Source organism: Proteiniclasticum sediminis (assembly GCF_018128025.1).
Lineage (GTDB): Bacteria > Bacillota > Clostridia > Clostridiales > Clostridiaceae > Proteiniclasticum > Proteiniclasticum sediminis.
In genome coordinates, this window is record NZ_JAGSCS010000023.1 from 1 (window position 1) to 14,766 (window position 14,766).

General features: G+C 43.6%; 20 protein-coding genes. 1 reads left to right on the forward strand and 19 read right to left on the reverse strand.

Translation table 11 applies throughout. The annotated features are described in order from the left end of the window. The 15 genes from KCG48_RS12890 to metK all read right to left on the reverse strand — a co-directional run. On the reverse strand, positions 1-201 hold a 201-nt coding region (locus KCG48_RS12890), incomplete at its 3' end, for a hypothetical protein (RefSeq protein WP_211802616.1). 278 nt (positions 202-479) lie between these two features. Next, positions 480-665 carry a hypothetical protein gene (locus KCG48_RS12895; RefSeq protein WP_211802617.1) on the reverse strand — a complete coding sequence of 62 codons (186 nt, stop codon included), beginning with the start codon at positions 663-665 and terminating at the stop codon, positions 480-482. A 13-nt stretch (positions 666-678) separates the two neighbouring features. Then, entirely contained in the window at positions 679-1,722 is a 1,044-nt protein-coding gene (locus tag KCG48_RS12900) for a serine/threonine-protein kinase (RefSeq protein WP_211802618.1), read from the reverse strand. Beyond that, complete coding sequence (locus KCG48_RS12905) at positions 1,715-2,212, reverse strand: hypothetical protein (RefSeq protein WP_211802619.1); 498 nt, start codon at positions 2,210-2,212, stop codon at positions 1,715-1,717. Before KCG48_RS12905 ends, KCG48_RS12900 begins: the two co-directional genes overlap by 8 nt. Positions 2,213-2,227: 15 nt before the next feature. After that, complete coding sequence (locus KCG48_RS12910) at positions 2,228-2,734, reverse strand: hypothetical protein (protein WP_211802620.1); 507 nt, start codon at positions 2,732-2,734, stop codon at positions 2,228-2,230. A gap of 70 nt (positions 2,735-2,804) precedes the next feature. Further along, positions 2,805-4,406, reverse strand: a complete 1,602-nt coding sequence (locus tag KCG48_RS12915; RefSeq protein WP_211802651.1) for a terminase large subunit — start codon at positions 4,404-4,406, stop codon at positions 2,805-2,807. A gap of 108 nt (positions 4,407-4,514) precedes the next feature. Continuing rightward, positions 4,515-4,742, reverse strand: coding sequence for a DUF7678 domain-containing protein (locus tag KCG48_RS12920; protein ID WP_211802621.1), 228 nt, complete (start codon positions 4,740-4,742; stop codon positions 4,515-4,517). 110 nt (positions 4,743-4,852) lie between these two features. Then, on the reverse strand, positions 4,853-5,029 hold the full coding sequence (locus KCG48_RS12925; protein ID WP_211802622.1) for a DUF5049 domain-containing protein: 177 nt from the start codon (positions 5,027-5,029) through the stop codon (positions 4,853-4,855). Beyond that, a complete protein-coding gene (locus KCG48_RS12930) occupies positions 5,019-5,249 on the reverse strand; it encodes a DUF4314 domain-containing protein (protein WP_211802652.1) in 231 nt (76 codons plus the stop codon). Before KCG48_RS12930 ends, KCG48_RS12925 begins: the two co-directional genes overlap by 11 nt. Further along, the gene (locus tag KCG48_RS12935) at positions 5,233-5,979 is read right to left on the reverse strand and encodes a virulence protein (RefSeq protein ID WP_211802623.1); all 747 of its coding nucleotides are present in this window, start codon (positions 5,977-5,979) and stop codon (positions 5,233-5,235) included. The genes KCG48_RS12930 and KCG48_RS12935 overlap by 17 nt, the downstream gene beginning before the upstream one ends. Positions 5,980-6,415: 436 nt before the next feature. Beyond that, positions 6,416-7,459, reverse strand: coding sequence for a tyrosine-type recombinase/integrase (locus KCG48_RS12940; RefSeq protein ID WP_211802624.1), 1,044 nt, complete (start codon positions 7,457-7,459; stop codon positions 6,416-6,418). Then, positions 7,450-8,427 carry a tyrosine-type recombinase/integrase gene (locus KCG48_RS12945; protein ID WP_211802625.1) on the reverse strand — a complete coding sequence of 326 codons (978 nt, stop codon included), beginning with the start codon at positions 8,425-8,427 and terminating at the stop codon, positions 7,450-7,452. Before KCG48_RS12945 ends, KCG48_RS12940 begins: the two co-directional genes overlap by 10 nt. Beyond that, positions 8,424-9,638, reverse strand: coding sequence for a site-specific integrase (locus KCG48_RS12950; protein WP_211802626.1), 1,215 nt, complete (start codon positions 9,636-9,638; stop codon positions 8,424-8,426). Before KCG48_RS12950 ends, KCG48_RS12945 begins: the two co-directional genes overlap by 4 nt. Positions 9,639-9,710: 72 nt before the next feature. Then, the gene (locus KCG48_RS12955; RefSeq protein ID WP_211802627.1) at positions 9,711-10,967 is read right to left on the reverse strand and encodes a site-specific DNA-methyltransferase; all 1,257 of its coding nucleotides are present in this window, start codon (positions 10,965-10,967) and stop codon (positions 9,711-9,713) included. Next, positions 10,957-12,123: a methionine adenosyltransferase gene (metK, locus tag KCG48_RS12960; protein ID WP_211802628.1), complete on the reverse strand. Its 1,167-nt coding sequence runs from the start codon at positions 12,121-12,123 to the stop codon at positions 10,957-10,959. The genes KCG48_RS12955 and metK overlap by 11 nt, the downstream gene beginning before the upstream one ends. Before the next feature lie 112 nt (positions 12,124-12,235). Here metK and KCG48_RS12965 point away from each other — a divergent pair, with 112 nt between their 5' ends. Further along, positions 12,236-12,958 (forward strand): hypothetical protein, encoded by a 723-nt coding sequence (locus tag KCG48_RS12965; protein ID WP_211802629.1) that lies wholly within the window; start codon positions 12,236-12,238, stop codon positions 12,956-12,958. A gap of 34 nt (positions 12,959-12,992) precedes the next feature. On the opposite strand, the gene KCG48_RS12970 is transcribed toward KCG48_RS12965, so the two are convergent. From KCG48_RS12970 to KCG48_RS12985, 4 genes are all read right to left on the reverse strand, one after another. After that, complete coding sequence (locus tag KCG48_RS12970) at positions 12,993-13,544, reverse strand: P27 family phage terminase small subunit (protein ID WP_211802653.1); 552 nt, start codon at positions 13,542-13,544, stop codon at positions 12,993-12,995. Positions 13,545-13,652: 108 nt separating this feature from the next. Continuing rightward, positions 13,653-14,009 carry an HNH endonuclease gene (locus tag KCG48_RS12975; protein WP_211802630.1) on the reverse strand — a complete coding sequence of 119 codons (357 nt, stop codon included), beginning with the start codon at positions 14,007-14,009 and terminating at the stop codon, positions 13,653-13,655. A 107-nt stretch (positions 14,010-14,116) separates the two neighbouring features. Further along, positions 14,117-14,545 carry a DUF1492 domain-containing protein gene (locus KCG48_RS12980; protein WP_211802631.1) on the reverse strand — a complete coding sequence of 143 codons (429 nt, stop codon included), beginning with the start codon at positions 14,543-14,545 and terminating at the stop codon, positions 14,117-14,119. Further along, the gene (locus tag KCG48_RS12985; protein WP_230977130.1) at positions 14,535-14,762 is read right to left on the reverse strand and encodes a hypothetical protein; all 228 of its coding nucleotides are present in this window, start codon (positions 14,760-14,762) and stop codon (positions 14,535-14,537) included. Before KCG48_RS12985 ends, KCG48_RS12980 begins: the two co-directional genes overlap by 11 nt. Positions 14,763-14,766: the final 4 nt, after the last annotated feature.

The following is a 14,766-nucleotide window of genomic DNA, read 5'->3' on the forward strand; positions in this document are numbered from 1 at the left end:
CGCGGCGTCCGCCGCGCGAGAAGCGTTATGCTCGCGTTTGAGCCTTTCAACGATTCCCGGCTCCTTCGCTTCCAGCTCATCCTCCCGGCCCAGATTCTTCAGAACCCTGATTTTGGGATTTTTGTGACCGGGAACCCGGTAAGATTCGATGATTCGGACATACTTATGACCGTTGCTCGTATACACCTGAATGCTGCTCATGAAAACACCGCCTCCATGTTGAATACATTGTATCATAAATACTTTATAAATACAATAAGGAATAACAAAAAACTTCTGCAAACATTCATTTACCTATGTCTGCAAAAGTTTTTCGGCCTATTAAGTGTAAAACTCAGGAAAAAAAGCTGTAGCGGCTGCCACCGAGGGCATCTTTAGGCTTGTCACGCGCCTTGAATATACCTTGAAGTATTCCCATAGACATCACTCTCCTTAAAATGGGCATGAAAAAAGCACCCACAAATGTAGATGCTTGAAGTTCAGATGTTTTTACTTGTTTTTGCTTGAATTTTTGAATAACCATTTCCATAATCAATTATCTCAGAACCTTTTGTATAGTCGATACAATTGGATTTCTGTACTTTGGCTTTAAAACATATATTTTGATGTGGATTTGCTTTACTTTCTCTTGAAATCCTATTTGAAGAAACTACTGTTTTTTTCATATCAGCACCTCCTTTAGCTGATACCTCCAACGATAGAAGCTAACTTAACAAATAAATCTTTCCCATTATCGGTATATTTCATACAGTATTTGCTCATTTTCGTTGTCTTCTTTGTTGCAATATTTGTTTTAACACATTCGATAGTATTTTTTGTTTTTACGCATATGCAATATTCGTATGTTTCGTCGCTTTTTACATATGGCGTACTTAGATCACCTGTAAATTGCCAATCCAGATTTGAATCCACAGAACTAATATCATTCATCATTTCTATAGTATTCATATATCTCGAATCTGGATTAATTTGTAATGCCTTAAGAATAATTTTCTGCAGTTGCTTGGGGACATGTGGAAAAAATAGTTTTCTATCAGGGAACTTTCCTTTCAAGATTGCATCCTTAAGCTGATCGGGTGTTGTGATTTTTTGATCTGATAATTGACTGTTAAGTACACCTATTCCATTGCACAACCTATACATTGTTAAACCGATTTGGTAGATATCTGATTGTATTGTTCTACCTGAACTTTGATACCACTCAGGGTCAACATGCATTCTATAATTGTATGGTTGCTCGGCCACCCCATTCCCATCCATATATTTGGAAAGTCCGAAATCCGTTAGTATAGCTTTCCCAGTATCATCAATTAGAATATTCGTTGGCTTAATATCCAGGTGAAGCATATTCTTCGAGTGAATAAAACTAACAGCACTCAATAGATCCAACGAGTATTTTACTATTTCTCTCACTGTTAGAAAGCGATTATTACACAAAGTGTTGAGCGATCCGTTTCTATAATAGGGCATTGCCAAATAAATATTGTCATTATCCTGAGATGCATATTGAATTTCTGCGACATTTGGATGTTTGCTGTCATATAACATCTTTGATTCAGAAAAATATTCTTCTGGTTTGAATTTCGATTTCTCCATTCTTTTTATTACTAATGTACTGCCAAGCTGTAAATCATTAGCTATAAATACATTGGAATTCTTTCCTTCATTGTTTCCAATATCGGAAGTTTTCTCAAATTGTATCAAAGTCAAAATATTAGGCATTTTTTGCACCTGCTTCCAATGAAGCTAAAGCAACAATAATCGCTTCTTTTTGTTCGCTTGTGATTCTTTTCCCAGTATCAGAAACTACTTCAGTTAGATCCATAATATCATCGAGCATTTCATGTGGTTTCTTTTTTTCAACACTTAGTGTAGAAGCAATATTAGAAGAAACACCCATGAAATGACTTTTTACAGTGCTGTTTGTGAATAACTCCATTAAAACACCTTCAACATTGAATCTAAAGATTAGACTGTTACTGATTGAGGTACGCGCGTTGCCTTCAATTAATTTAATACCAGCAAAAGAAATATCAAACTGAGAAATTATAGTGTCAAATGTTTTCCTGATAAAGCTAAGTTGTTCAGAAATTCCAATTGAAACGGGTATCTTCAAGCTTGATATACCCAGCACTTCGTTTTGCTCTCCGTTTTGTCGTACTATTGAATAATATATCTCGTTCGGAGATACTCTAAACCCAATCGCGTTCATTGTCAGCCTCCTTAATTATTTGAAATATTCTTTGTATTCTAATAGGGTAGGCTTAATCCTATCCCATATGACCACTTTATCATCTATATCTTCAAAAACCTTACCGTGGCTCTTTGGCGCATCCATTTTCATTTGAGCATAGTTGCTTTTAAATGTAGGGATAAATACATCAGGATGGTTAGCCTTATCGAGGCAACGCTTTTCCAATTCAAGAAGAGGAACCGAACCGATTTCTGCTTCAATCTGAAAATATGCTTTTATTATTCTGTGGTTAATTTGGTTTTTCCGTTTAGCCCAAAGAGGTATTTTTGACAGAGCTTTGGGTTCTTCGATTGATGTTGGTTTTGTTCCAATTGCTGGTGACGTGGCATATTCTCGTGATGCTTTTGAAAAAGAAGAAGAAATATAGTTTTTCATAAATTCTTCTATGACAAATGATACTTCATCTTTATTCAGCTTTAATGCAATACAGAATTTCTCGTATATATCTTCATCGACGGGTAAGGTTATGTTTTTAGTCATCTTTACCACCTCCATCGAGTTAATACTAACACGCTAATTAGTATTTGTAAATACTAAAACACTATATTTACTAAAAAACAAGCAGGCCACGATCATCATAGACCGAAGCGCCACTTTCATTGCCGCATCGAATCGCCCGATCAAGCGCCATAATGGTGGCGACTGCGCCGTCGATTTTCTCTGTGGATTTCTCTTTGTCCGCTTTGATATTGCCTGCCGGGTCGGTGCGGATGTAGATGTTATCCATCATCCAACGTAGAACAGGGTGACCGCCGTGGGCAAGCTTCTGTTCTAAGGTTAGCTTCATCAGTTCTTTTGTCGGTGGGCTCATATCCTTGAAGCCCTGACCAAAAGGAACGACTGTAAAACCCATACCCTCAAGGTTCTGGACCATCTGCACAGCGCCCCAGCGGTCAAAAGCAATCTCGCGGATGTTATATTTCGTACCCAGCTCCTCAATAAAGCTCTCGATGAAGCCATAGTGGACCACATTGCCTTCGGTGGTTAAAAGGTAACCTTGCTTTTTCCAGACATCATAATTCACATGGTCACGCCGCACACGCAAATCGATGTTGTCCTCCGGTATCCAGAAGAACGGGAGAACGACATACTTGTCATCCTCGTCCAGCGGTGGGAATACCAGAACAAAGGCAGTAATGTCGGTGGAAGAGGAAAGGTCAAGCCCACCGTAGCAAACCCGTCCCCGTAAGGCTTCCGGGTCTACCGCAAAAGCGCAGGCATCCCATTTGTCCATCGGCATCCAGCGAACGGCCTGTTTGACCCATTGGTTCAAGCGAAGCTGCCGGAAGCTGTTCTCTTCGGCGGGATTCTGGCGGGCAGACTCAAAGGCCGCTTTGACCTTATCTAAGCCGACGGTAATACCGAGGGAGGGATTGGCTTTTTTCCAAACCTTCGGATCAGTCCAGTCATCCTCCTGTGCAGCGCCGTATATGACCGGATAAAAGGTCGGGTCATTTTTTCTACCGTCAATGATATCCAGAGCCTTCTGATGGACTTCCCAGCAGATACTGTTCTGGTTGTCTCCGGCGGTTGTAATCAAAAAATACAGCGGCTGCATCCTCGCATCACCGCTGCCTTTAGTCATAACGTCATAGAGCTTTCGGTTTGGCTGGGTGTGTAGCTCATCAAATACCACACCATGTGTATTAAAACCGTGCTTATTGCCGACGTCGGCAGACAGCACCTGATAAGTGCTCCCAGTCGGTAAATAAGCAAGACGTTTCATGGAATCAAGAATCTTGACTCGTTTTGCGAGCGCCGGGCACATTCGCACCATATCCGCTGCAACGTTGAAAAAGATAGACGCCTGATTACGATCAGCGGCGCAGCCGTAGACCTCAGCGCGCTCCTCGTTGTCGCCACAGGTCAGCAGTAGAGCAACCGCAGCGGCGAGCTCTGATTTACCCATCTTCTTTGGAATTTCAACATACGCAGTGTTGAACTGCCGATAGCCGTTGGGTTTGATGGTGCCAAAGATATCCCGAATAATCTGCTCCTGCCAGTCAATAAGCTCAAAAGGTTTACCGGCCCAGGTGCCTTTGGTGTGGGAGAGCGCTTCAATAAAGGACACGGCGTAATCGGCCAGAGCCTTGTCATAGATTGAATCCGATGCCTTAAATCGGGTGGGAGAGTATTTCTTCAATTTTCTGATACGCCGTCGCCTCCTTTCTCAGGGCATAAAAAATACAGCCCATCTTGGCTGCATAACGAGGAACAGAGCCGGTTGGCTCATGTCCCAAGGAAATGTAGTTTGTTAGTATTAGCTGTTTTCCTTATGCAGCAGGAGTTCAAGGGCTAGCTGCGTGTCTGGATCGGCTGGCTCTATGTCCCAGCCCCTATCGTAATTGCATACGACCTTGCCGTCACGCTTGAGCATCAGCTTGCTGATCCTACCGCCGTCGATTCCAAACTGGGAACCTTCCTCGTAAACCTTCATCCAGTAATGAAAAATGCTGTTGTGAATCTTAAGGCTTCCTTCTTTCCACATGGTGTGCACTCCCTTCGTTTTTGTATGTGTATATTCGCTCTGAAAGCACACAATAGCAAGTCAATTCAGAGATATAAATGCACCAAATATCGTGATGAAAAGGATGTGTTTTACGCCTCGCCTGTCAGGATGAAGTGGGTATATTCCTTGCGGTTTTCTTCGAGGTACACGACCAGCTCATAAAAGCCTATATCGTTCGCGATGCGCTGCACCGATACTACATCAAACATATTCGTCAGACCGGTGTCGCGTATGGCCAAGATCTGCTTTCGCACCTTATCGGTCATCGTCGCACCTCCGGCAAAGGTCCTCGCCATAGACCACGTTCAGTCCGCTACCGTTGTCCCAGCTAACTATAATGGAGCCGGTGTCATCCACTCCGATTACGGTGCCCTTGGTGCCGATGGGCGGAGCCTGCACATCATCCATGCGAAGAAGCTCCACGCGGCAACCGGTCGGAAACTGGTGGCGGATGCGCTCGACTACTTCTTTATTCGGAAATCTCATCATCAGTTGCCTCCTTTTCATTCAGCAGGGCATTTACCGCTTCTACTACAGCGGGGTCGTCGGTAGCGGCGTCCAGGTCCTCTGCGCTGAAGCCTTTCTTGGCTCCCGTTCGAAATGCGGCGCTACCGGTCAGGTTCCGAAGAAGCGTCCGGCGCGTTTCCTTGAACTCAACGCCAATGAAGCCGAGCCTAAGGAGGAAGCAGCGGAAGGCGTACTTCTCATTGTCCGTTTCTTTTTCCTTTGCAGTCACACGCTTATGGCTCTTAGCTGCATCAAGCATATGCCCAAGGAAATGAGCAGTTGCACTGATGACCTCAGGCTCCGGAATGCGATCGAACCAAGGGAAGCGGATACGCTCTTCGGTGACCTCAATTTCCAAGCTATCAGCACCGAGTGCTTTTTTGATGAGTGTCGCTTTGCTGTCCACCATCCTGCGCAGGTTGTCAATCGCCGCATCTGTGGTGTCTTTCAGCGGAAGCTCGATGCAAAGCACATCTGTGACTTCCTCGATCTCCGCTTCAAAGCCCATTTCGCACAGGCGCTCAATAAGCTGTTCGCCCTTGCTGCTGTCGTCGAAGGAAAGGATGCCATCCTTGCTGATGGTAAAGGCGTCTACCTGATAAGCGCAGGATGGAACGCCGAGGTATTTGGCATCGCTTTCGAGAATTTCTGCAATGGCCTGTACCAGTCGCTTGCGGTCGGGTCCGGTTACGTTGTAATTGATTTCCATATTCAAAACCTCCAGTCGTTTTGGTATGTACATATATCACTCTAAATGCACCTTATAGCAAGTCAATTTCGAGAAATATATGTGCCAAATCGAGTCGGAGGAAGCGACTGTTTATCATCAACGGTGCTATCATCAAGTCTTGCTAACCTCGCTGGCTGTCACCTCTACATAGGTGTAAAGCAGGCCATCTCGCTGGACAGAAACTTTGTCGGCAGAGCCGACCTGTTCGATGTACCTATTATCAGGAATTCTTGATAAAAGGTATTATCAGTATTCTCTAGAACACAAGAATTCTGATGAAGCAGGATCCGATATTTATGTTATTAGAGATGGTCAGAAACTCACTTATACAGAGGTTATAGGGTTAAAAAACGAAAAAGAAATGGAGATATGACGATTCCATTTCCCTTTTCATTTTTCCTGATAAGTTGCATAGCTATTTCAGGCCATAAAGCCGTTTGATGAGTTCATCATCATCAATGTTATATCTTTCAGGGTTTAAAAATTCTTTGAGTGTACTGTCCTCTGGAATAGCACTTTCGATTGCTTTTCTCTTTTGTTCCGTATCAGCATAAGCATAAATCAAAGTTGTTTCAAGCCTCGAATGACCAAGCAACTGTGAAATAAGTGGGAGAGGAACACCGCTCTGATATAAGTGCATTGCTATAGAATGGCGAAACATATGGGGATGCACATTCTCTGGCATTGTAGGTTCCTTCGCCCTTGCTTGGATTCCATAATTCTTTATGAGTTTTCGAACATTGTCCTCTGTCATCCGCGTATGTTTATGAGCATGCACAGAATAAAACAAAGTATCATTTGAATACATGTTGACTCCTGGATGAAACATTCTTAAATAATTGTTGAGATGCTCTACTAACTTTTCCCTCATTGGAATGCATCTTGTTTTTGATCCTTTTCCTTGCAAAGTTGCAATGTTTCGCGTATCCAGGGAAAGGTCACAGATTCTTATATTGACTAGTTCTTGTACTCTAGCCCCTGTTTGATAAAGGAAGAGCAAAAGAAATGAATCTCGCAGACCTTTACGAGTAGATGTATCCGGCTGTGAAATGATTGCTTCGACTGCTGGTACGGTCATATATTCGACCGGCTTAGTTGATACAGCTGCTTTTGGAATCACCTGTATCTCATTCCATATTGCAGCTGCTTCGACATTGCAGGTTGCTGCATATCTTAGGAAAGCACGAATGCAGCTACGTCGATGATTTCGTGTAGAAACTGAACATTTCCTCTCTATCTCTAGATTATCGAGATACTCTGCTAAGGATTTTCTATTTATCATTGAGAGGTTAACTTCATACAATTTTACACCATTTATGTCTTTTAGGTATTCAAGATACTGCTCCAATACCGTTTGATAAGTGCGAATTGTCGTGGTGCTACTTTTTCTCATATTGGGTAGATAGGATTTAAAGTAGTCTAAGATGATTGTAAATAACACATTTTTCTTTAATCCCATATCGACACCTCCGGAACAGAGGAATCAATCATACCCCAATTAATTCCAGGTGATGATATTAACCGTTCAGGTAAGATATGGATATAGTAAGCAGTATCTGAAAAATGCTCATGGCCCATATAAGTGCGCAGATATGGAAGCATTGTAAAAAGATCTACCCCCTCATTAATCCAGCGCTGAAGTGCAGCTGAGGCAAAAGAATGTCTAAAATCATATGGTCTCAGCATTGGCAAATATTCTGCGTCAATCATAGGATTAGCCATTTTCCAGCATCTATCACAAACCGCACCAAGTTGCTGCGACGTATACTTAGTTCCATCAATACGCGGGAAAAAATATGGGGTTCTAACAAATATTTGTGTTCTTCGCTCAACGTATTCATTTAACAGCTGTAGCATATCATCAGATACAACGATAATTCTTTGCTTCTTTCGCTTGTTAACTCTGATAAGAATCTCACCTGTTTTGAGATTAACATCTGAATCCTCCAAACTGCAAGCCTCTTGAGGTCTTAAGCCAGAGGTATAAATGAGCCTGAAAATTACTGGAGCAACTTCAGCGACAAAAGCATCACCACAGTGCCACGACTGCAGCCGATCAGCTGCATCAAAAAAATCGGCAAGTTCTTTAGATGATAAAATATATGGCACAAAGGTTCGTTTTGTTCGATAAAGAAAAGTTGGTATAACATACGAATCATATCCTAATCCCTTTAAGTATTTAGCAAAAACTCTTAAAGACTGGGACCTACCAGACATATCGATAAAGCCATTATTCTGTTCATACTGCAACCAATCATCAACTAATGCTTTGGTTAGATTAGCTGATTTTACGGTTGTTTCCATACAATACTGATCGAACCTTCGTAGATATTTTATTGTGGTTCCTGTTGTGAAGCCTTGAGCTTCTCGAAATTCAATGAATCCGTTAATTGAACTAGAGAAAACACTTTGGAAGGTGTAGTTCATTCGCTCCACCTCCTCGGTCTTATCCCATCGAAATCAAGTGCACACACTTTTAGATTTCGAGTATCCAATGCAATATATTGCTTCGTGTTACTTATATCTGTGTGTCCTAGAACTTGAGAGACAGTTGTTACAGGAACTCCTGCAACAACAAGATTTTTTCCAACGGCTCTTCTTAATTGATAGAATCCACCTTTTCCGTTGATGCCTGCACTTTTCATATATTTGGTATAGGCACTACCAAAACTACTGCCTGCTTTGATAGGACGAATAGGTGCTTGATGACTGAGAAACACATGAGGATCATCAAACTTTGGACGGCCGTTAATAATGTAATCTTTTAATGCTTCTCCGACATCAGTGGTAAGAGGCAGTGCTAATGGTTTTCCAGTTTTGTGCTGAGCAATACGGATTTCTCCTCGTCTCCAGTCAATGTCGGTAAGTTGAAGTTTTTTGATATCAGATATTCGGAGTCCGAGAACAACCCCAAGCATGATTGCAGCATAATCACGTTTTCCTATAGCTGTATTAAGATTTATTTGACGGATAACAGCAGCAATATCATCTGGTAACGCTGCTGGATGAATCTTGTTTTCAATGGCAACTTTAAAGTCAAAAAATTCTTCAAATGTGCTTTTCGTGTAATTGTTTTCGTAAAGCCATATATGGAAACGTCTTAGCTCTGATCTGAAATTTGGAATCGTTTTGCTTTTTAGATTCTTGCTATCTTCTAGGATGAACTGTCTTAGATCTGTCACCTTTGCATCACTGAAAGAAGCAATGCCATGGTTAGAAAGCCAGTACGCATAACGTTTAGGCGCCCATGCTCGACTTTTGCGTTGCTGTTCATTCTTCGAAACATCTTCTGTGTAGCTGTTGATAACTCTAACAAATGATTCTGGAAACGGTAACTTAGGAAGTGTAAAACGATCAGCATTAATTACACCAGATTTGCAATACTCCAGATATTTACGTATGAACCATAAATGTTCACGTGCAAAATATTGTCCCATTGCATCTCCATTAAGTCTGTCTTGAAGCCCATTTGTATACGCATCTGTTAGGGTTGAATTTAACTGTGTGCATTTATTTTCAAGATGATAATGAATGAGACGGGATAAAGCAGCTGAAGCAATATTTTTGCTTTTGATACTGTACCCAACTCGATTCATTTCATCTAAAAACTTCTGTGCAGAATCCTGAATTGTGTCCATGGTGAAAACCTCCTTTTTTTTTGGTATCACCATTATAACAACAAGTTATCAGGAATTTTTGGAATTATATAATCACATCTCTAAAATAGCAATGTCACTGTATTTTAGGCACTGACCATCTCTAATAACATAAATATCGGATCCTGCTTCATCAGAATTCTTGTGTTCTAGAGAATACTGATAATAGCGCTTGACGATAACGTCGCAGAACTTCTCATCAAGCTCGATGGTATAGCAGGAGCGGTCAGACTGTTCGCAGGCGATGAGCGTTGAACCGCTGCCGCCGAATGGATCGAGCACCAGGGTGTTACTCATGCTGCTGTTCATAATCGGATACGCCAAGAGCGGGACCGGCTTCATGGTCGGGTGATCGCCATTTTTCTTAGGCTTGTCGAACTCCCAGATGGTGGTTTCCTTCCGGCCGGTGTACCACTGATGCTTTCCGGTTTTCTTCCAACCGTAGAGGACAGGCTCATGCTGCCATTGGTAAGGAGAGCGCCCAAGCACCAGCGACTGCTTCTTCCAGATGCAGCAGCCGGACAAATAAAAACCGGCATCCACAAAGGCTCTCCTGAAATTCAGCCCTTCGGTGTCGGCATGGAAAACATAGATGCTGGCGTCAACTGCCATTACCGCTTCAGTGTTTGTAAAGGCATCGAGCAGAAAGTGGTAGAAAGCGTCATTACCCATGTTGTCGTTCTTAATTGTTCCGGCGCTGCCTTCATAGTTGACGTTGTACGGCGGGTCGGTGATCACGAGATTGGCTTTGGCACCGGCCATCAGTAAGTCAAAGGTGTCCTTTTTAGTACTATCACCACAGACCAGTCGGTGCAGACCAAGGGTCCAGACGTCGCCGAGCTTGGTGACTGGCGGTTCCTTTAGCTCTGCTTCTACATCAAAATTATCATCGTGGATGCCGTCTTTGATACTATCCTTAAACAGATCATCCAGTTCGGCGGGGCCAAAGCCGGTAAGGGATACATCGAAGTCTGCACCCTGTAAATCTGCAATGAGCAGAGCCAACTTTTCTTTATCCCATTCGCCTGAAATCTTATTTAGTGCAATGTTGAGAGCCTTTTCCTTCTCGACATCCATTTCGACCACTACGCACTCGACTTCGGTGATGCCCATGTCGATGAGCACCTTCAAACTCTGATGCCCACCTACAACACAGCCGGTCACCTTATTCCAGATGACCGGCTCGACGTATCCGAACTGTTCAATTGATCGCTTCAGCTTATCGTATTCAGGATCGCCGGGTCTTAAGTCCTTGCGGGGATTGTAGTCCGCAGGCAGAAGCTCGGCGGTTTTCTTTTTCTCAATCAGCATATTTCTTTACCGCCTCTCGTAGTTCGTTATAACGGTCCAGCCATTCCCAGCGAGAAAGCGTTCCGCTGAAATGGCCATAGGTTGCTATATCTGCATAGATGGGATCACGCAAGCTCAGCATTTCGATGATCGCTGCTGGACGAAGGTTAAAAACATCGAGGACTGCTTTGCGAAGAATCTCATCAGAAACCGTGCCCGTACCGAAGGTATCAATCTCAACCGCAACAGGATCAGCCTTACCGATAGCATAGGAGATGGCCACCTGACAGCGTTTCGCATAGCCGCAACGGACGATATTCTTTGCGATGACCCTTGCCATGTAGGCACCGGAGCGGTCAACCTTCGTCGGGTCTTTCCCGGAGAATGCACCACCGCCATGAGCAGCAAGGCCGCCGTAGCTATCGACCATTATCTTTCGACCGGTCAAACCGGTGTCCGCTGCAGGTCCGCCCTCGACAAAGCGGCCAGCGGGATTGATGAGGATTTCAGTGTCATCATCAAACGGGAATTTCTCGAACACCGGCCACAGCACTTGGGAGATGATCTCACTGCGGAGAATCTCTAAATCCTTATCAGCGCGGTGCTGCACAGAAACAATAATCGTTTTGATGCGCTTGGGCTTGTCATCTTCATACTCGACAGTGACCTGGGCTTTGCCATCAGGACCGATGCCTTTGATGATGCCGTTTTTCATGGTGCTATCAAGCTTTCGACAAATGCTATGAGCAAATACCAGAGGGAGCGGAAGTTTTTCTGTCGTCTCATCTGTAGCGTAGCCATAAATAGTGCCCTGATCACCAGCGCCGAGCATGGAATACCAAGAGGTATCTCCGGTGCGAGATTCAAGCGCCTGATTCACACCACCAGCGATATCCTTGCTTTGCTGGTGGACGAAAACAAACACTATGAACTTCCACGGATTGTAGCCGACCTCTTCAAGAACTCTGCGGACCACCCATCGGATGTCTACTTTTTTCGAGCAGGTGATTTCGCCCGCTACGATGATTTTTCCTTTAGTTGCCATGACCTCGCAGGCCACGCGGGAACTTTTATCTTTGCGAAGACATGCATCAAGAATGTTGTCTGCAATCAAGTCGCAGAGTTTATCTGGATGACCCTTGCAGACGCTTTCAGAAGTTCTATAACGTCTATTCATTTTTGTGATCTCCTATCTAATAATTTTATTTTCCCTATTTACACTCGACCGGATTGGTAGTACAATTAAATCAGTCAACCGGAACGGTAGTACAATCTAAGGAGGAGTTATTATGCCACGTAAAAATTACATGACCATTAATGCCCATGAAACAGTTCAACAAATGTTTGATGAATTTGTTTCTATCAAAGAAACTCAAAAGACCATCGCTTTAAATGACATGCTCGAAATGTATATGCTTGCTAAAGACGAAGATCTATACTTGGAGCTTAAGCGAAAATATCTTAATGTTGAAGGTGTTAAACAAATGCTTTCTGATCGAGATAATGAGGCACCTCTCACTTCTGACGAGCTATTCTTGTTTATGAAACTCGGTTTTTCTTATGACAATAAAGGCAATGAATACAATGGTCACGAAACGATACAAGCGTATATTTCTGACGAAGCAATCAGGGGTTACACTTGGTTTTCTACTCAAGCACTTTATTATGGAATGTCTCAAAAAAGGGTTGATGAATATAATAAAGCTATTCGCATGGGTAAAAAGGTAACACTCCTATTTTGCATAGGCGAAAAAGCAGGCGGTGAAAACGATATAGCATACAAAGCTGATGTTTTAGAAATTCTTTCATTTAAACAACCATCTGCCTTATCATCAAATGATTATCCAAGTCTATGGCACGGTGAAACTGCCCGCATTTGGATCAAACTGAAAAACATTCAAGAAGAAGATCTTCTTTCAGCAAAACTTTTTGAAGTTACATCCACAGGTGCTGATCTTCAGCAGGTGATCAATAACAGTCAATATCACTTTGGATATATAAGTTTGAAGTAACAGCTTAAGGCAACTGATGATTCGGTTGCCTTTTCTATTTGCCACGGCGAGCAGTGAGCAATCGCTCCATCACATCATCTTGAGGATTCACACCACTGTACTCTCCGGTACAGTTTTCCTTTACGATCTGAAAAATCTCCATCCATAGGCGATTTGTCTGGTTCATATAATTCTGGCCCATCGCCACATATGGACTTTGAATTGCGTTGCCTGTAGTGGGGTGCTTTGCAAGAAATCCGTATTCAGTGACTGCTTCCTCGCACTGAATCCACCTGGCCACGCTCATGGCGTAGCGCTCCAGAAGCTGCGGAGCTACAAGCACTGCACAGCCACGTTCGTTCAGCCAAGTCCAGGCGGATTTATAGATTTCGCTCGCAAAGAGCGTCTTGCCGTCTTTTTGTATGGCTTCGAGCATTTTGTTTGGTTCAGGCATTTCAAGTCCTTTTAGATCTGCTGCATCTTGAAATTCCATCACAGTCAGTTTTCTGCCACCGGGATTGCCCTCGGCTATTTTGTCGGCTAAAGGCTTCTTTTTTGCGCCCGCGCCGATACGAGCACCGCCACGGTTAGTACCGTCTTTTGCCAAAAATATCACCTCACTTTGCAGGGTTGGGGCTATTCCCTCGTTTGAAAGCGCGTTTTTCAACACGAAGCCCCACGCCGCTGTCCGTTTTGAATAGTTTTAGAGATTTGACTACCCCCACCGGTCACCGCTTTCAGCAGTAATTCGGGAGTGACAGGATTTACATAGAGCCATTAGATTGCTCTTTTCATTGCCGCCGCCCTTAGAGAGAGGGAGGATGTGGTGGACCTCTTCAGCAGGCATCAGCTTGCCTTGCTTCTCGCACTCCTCGCAAAGGGGATGCAACTTGATGTAACGGTCGCGGATGCGCTTCCAGCTTCTGCCGTAGCGTTTGTTGGACTTGGGGTCGCGCTGGTACTGGTTGTATTGTTTGTCCATGACCTTTTGATGCTCGGCGCAGTATTGCTCACGCTCAGAGAGCCGACCGCAGCCGGGGTAGGCGCAGGGACGCTTTGGTTTATATGGCATGGGTTCACCTCACTTTCGGGGCATAAGAAAAGCCCCACAGGATTTCTCCCGCGAGGCTTCGCCTTGATGCTTTTCGCTACCTTAACATTATCATGATTGCCTTGGGACTAATAGTGACATACAGTGACATCTTCAGGGATTCTTACTTTGTTTAGCGCTGCATCATGTAATCGGTAAAGATGGCGAAGGTTATACCCGAGCTCCACAGCAATTTCTGGCCAAGACTTATTGCTGATGTATCGCTTCTCCAGTATCGTTCGATATTCGTTGTATTCTACTTCACGGATTACAAGACTGATCTCGCGCTTAAGATCCACCAAGCTTTCAAGATCTCTGTTGATCTCGTCCTGAAGGTCAATGATTTTTAGTACGGTGTCTGCCATCGGCGATGTGCTTTTGCTGGGGTTGCGAGGCATACCTGTTATGGTGGTGGTACATCTCATTGCCAGCTCATTTAAGGATTCCACCATTTCGAGTTTGCTGGCAATCCTCTGATCAAGGCGGTAAGCCTGTGATAAATACTCTTTAGCGGTCATTCTTTTGCACCTCCTCGTTAACTCTTCGAATGAGGTACTCAGCATTCAGACTGGTCAGCTCACCAAACCAACCGGAACGGAAAAACCGCTCTAAAGATGCCACTTCAATTTGGTAGCCATTGTTATCAGGACGCTTCTTCGAATGAAGAAGAGCGATTCGATAATCCTTGACTGCTTGCATAACAATGGCGTTTGCTAATTCTTGATAAGGGTCCATAATC

What these genes read in the sequence shown, in the direction of transcription:
- KCG48_RS12965 (WP_211802629.1), top strand. Translation starts at nt 12,236, where the DNA reads ATGCCACGTAAAAATTACATGACCATTAATGCCCATGAAACAGTTCAA.
- KCG48_RS12905 (WP_211802619.1), bottom strand. Translation starts at nt 2,212, where the DNA reads ATGAACGCGATTGGGTTTAGAGTATCTCCGAACGAGATATATTATTCA.
- KCG48_RS12945 (WP_211802625.1), bottom strand. Translation starts at nt 8,427, where the DNA reads ATGAACTACACCTTCCAAAGTGTTTTCTCTAGTTCAATTAACGGATTC.
- KCG48_RS12925 (WP_211802622.1), bottom strand. Translation starts at nt 5,029, where the DNA reads ATGACCGATAAGGTGCGAAAGCAGATCTTGGCCATACGCGACACCGGT.
- KCG48_RS12975 (WP_211802630.1), bottom strand. Translation starts at nt 14,009, where the DNA reads ATGCCATATAAACCAAAGCGTCCCTGCGCCTACCCCGGCTGCGGTCGG.
- KCG48_RS12910 (WP_211802620.1), bottom strand. Translation starts at nt 2,734, where the DNA reads ATGACTAAAAACATAACCTTACCCGTCGATGAAGATATATACGAGAAA.
- KCG48_RS12955 (WP_211802627.1), bottom strand. Translation starts at nt 10,967, where the DNA reads ATGCTGATTGAGAAAAAGAAAACCGCCGAGCTTCTGCCTGCGGACTAC.
- KCG48_RS12895 (WP_211802617.1), bottom strand. Translation starts at nt 665, where the DNA reads ATGAAAAAAACAGTAGTTTCTTCAAATAGGATTTCAAGAGAAAGTAAA.
- metK (WP_211802628.1), bottom strand. Translation starts at nt 12,123, where the DNA reads ATGAATAGACGTTATAGAACTTCTGAAAGCGTCTGCAAGGGTCATCCA.
- KCG48_RS12950 (WP_211802626.1), bottom strand. Translation starts at nt 9,638, where the DNA reads ATGGACACAATTCAGGATTCTGCACAGAAGTTTTTAGATGAAATGAAT.
- KCG48_RS12940 (WP_211802624.1), bottom strand. Translation starts at nt 7,459, where the DNA reads ATGGGATTAAAGAAAAATGTGTTATTTACAATCATCTTAGACTACTTT.
- KCG48_RS12920 (WP_211802621.1), bottom strand. Translation starts at nt 4,742, where the DNA reads ATGTGGAAAGAAGGAAGCCTTAAGATTCACAACAGCATTTTTCATTAC.
- KCG48_RS12980 (WP_211802631.1), bottom strand. Translation starts at nt 14,545, where the DNA reads ATGACCGCTAAAGAGTATTTATCACAGGCTTACCGCCTTGATCAGAGG.
- KCG48_RS12930 (WP_211802652.1), bottom strand. Translation starts at nt 5,249, where the DNA reads ATGAGATTTCCGAATAAAGAAGTAGTCGAGCGCATCCGCCACCAGTTT.
- KCG48_RS12935 (WP_211802623.1), bottom strand. Translation starts at nt 5,979, where the DNA reads ATGGAAATCAATTACAACGTAACCGGACCCGACCGCAAGCGACTGGTA.
- KCG48_RS12900 (WP_211802618.1), bottom strand. Translation starts at nt 1,722, where the DNA reads ATGCCTAATATTTTGACTTTGATACAATTTGAGAAAACTTCCGATATT.
- KCG48_RS12985 (WP_230977130.1), bottom strand. Translation starts at nt 14,762, where the DNA reads ATGGACCCTTATCAAGAATTAGCAAACGCCATTGTTATGCAAGCAGTC.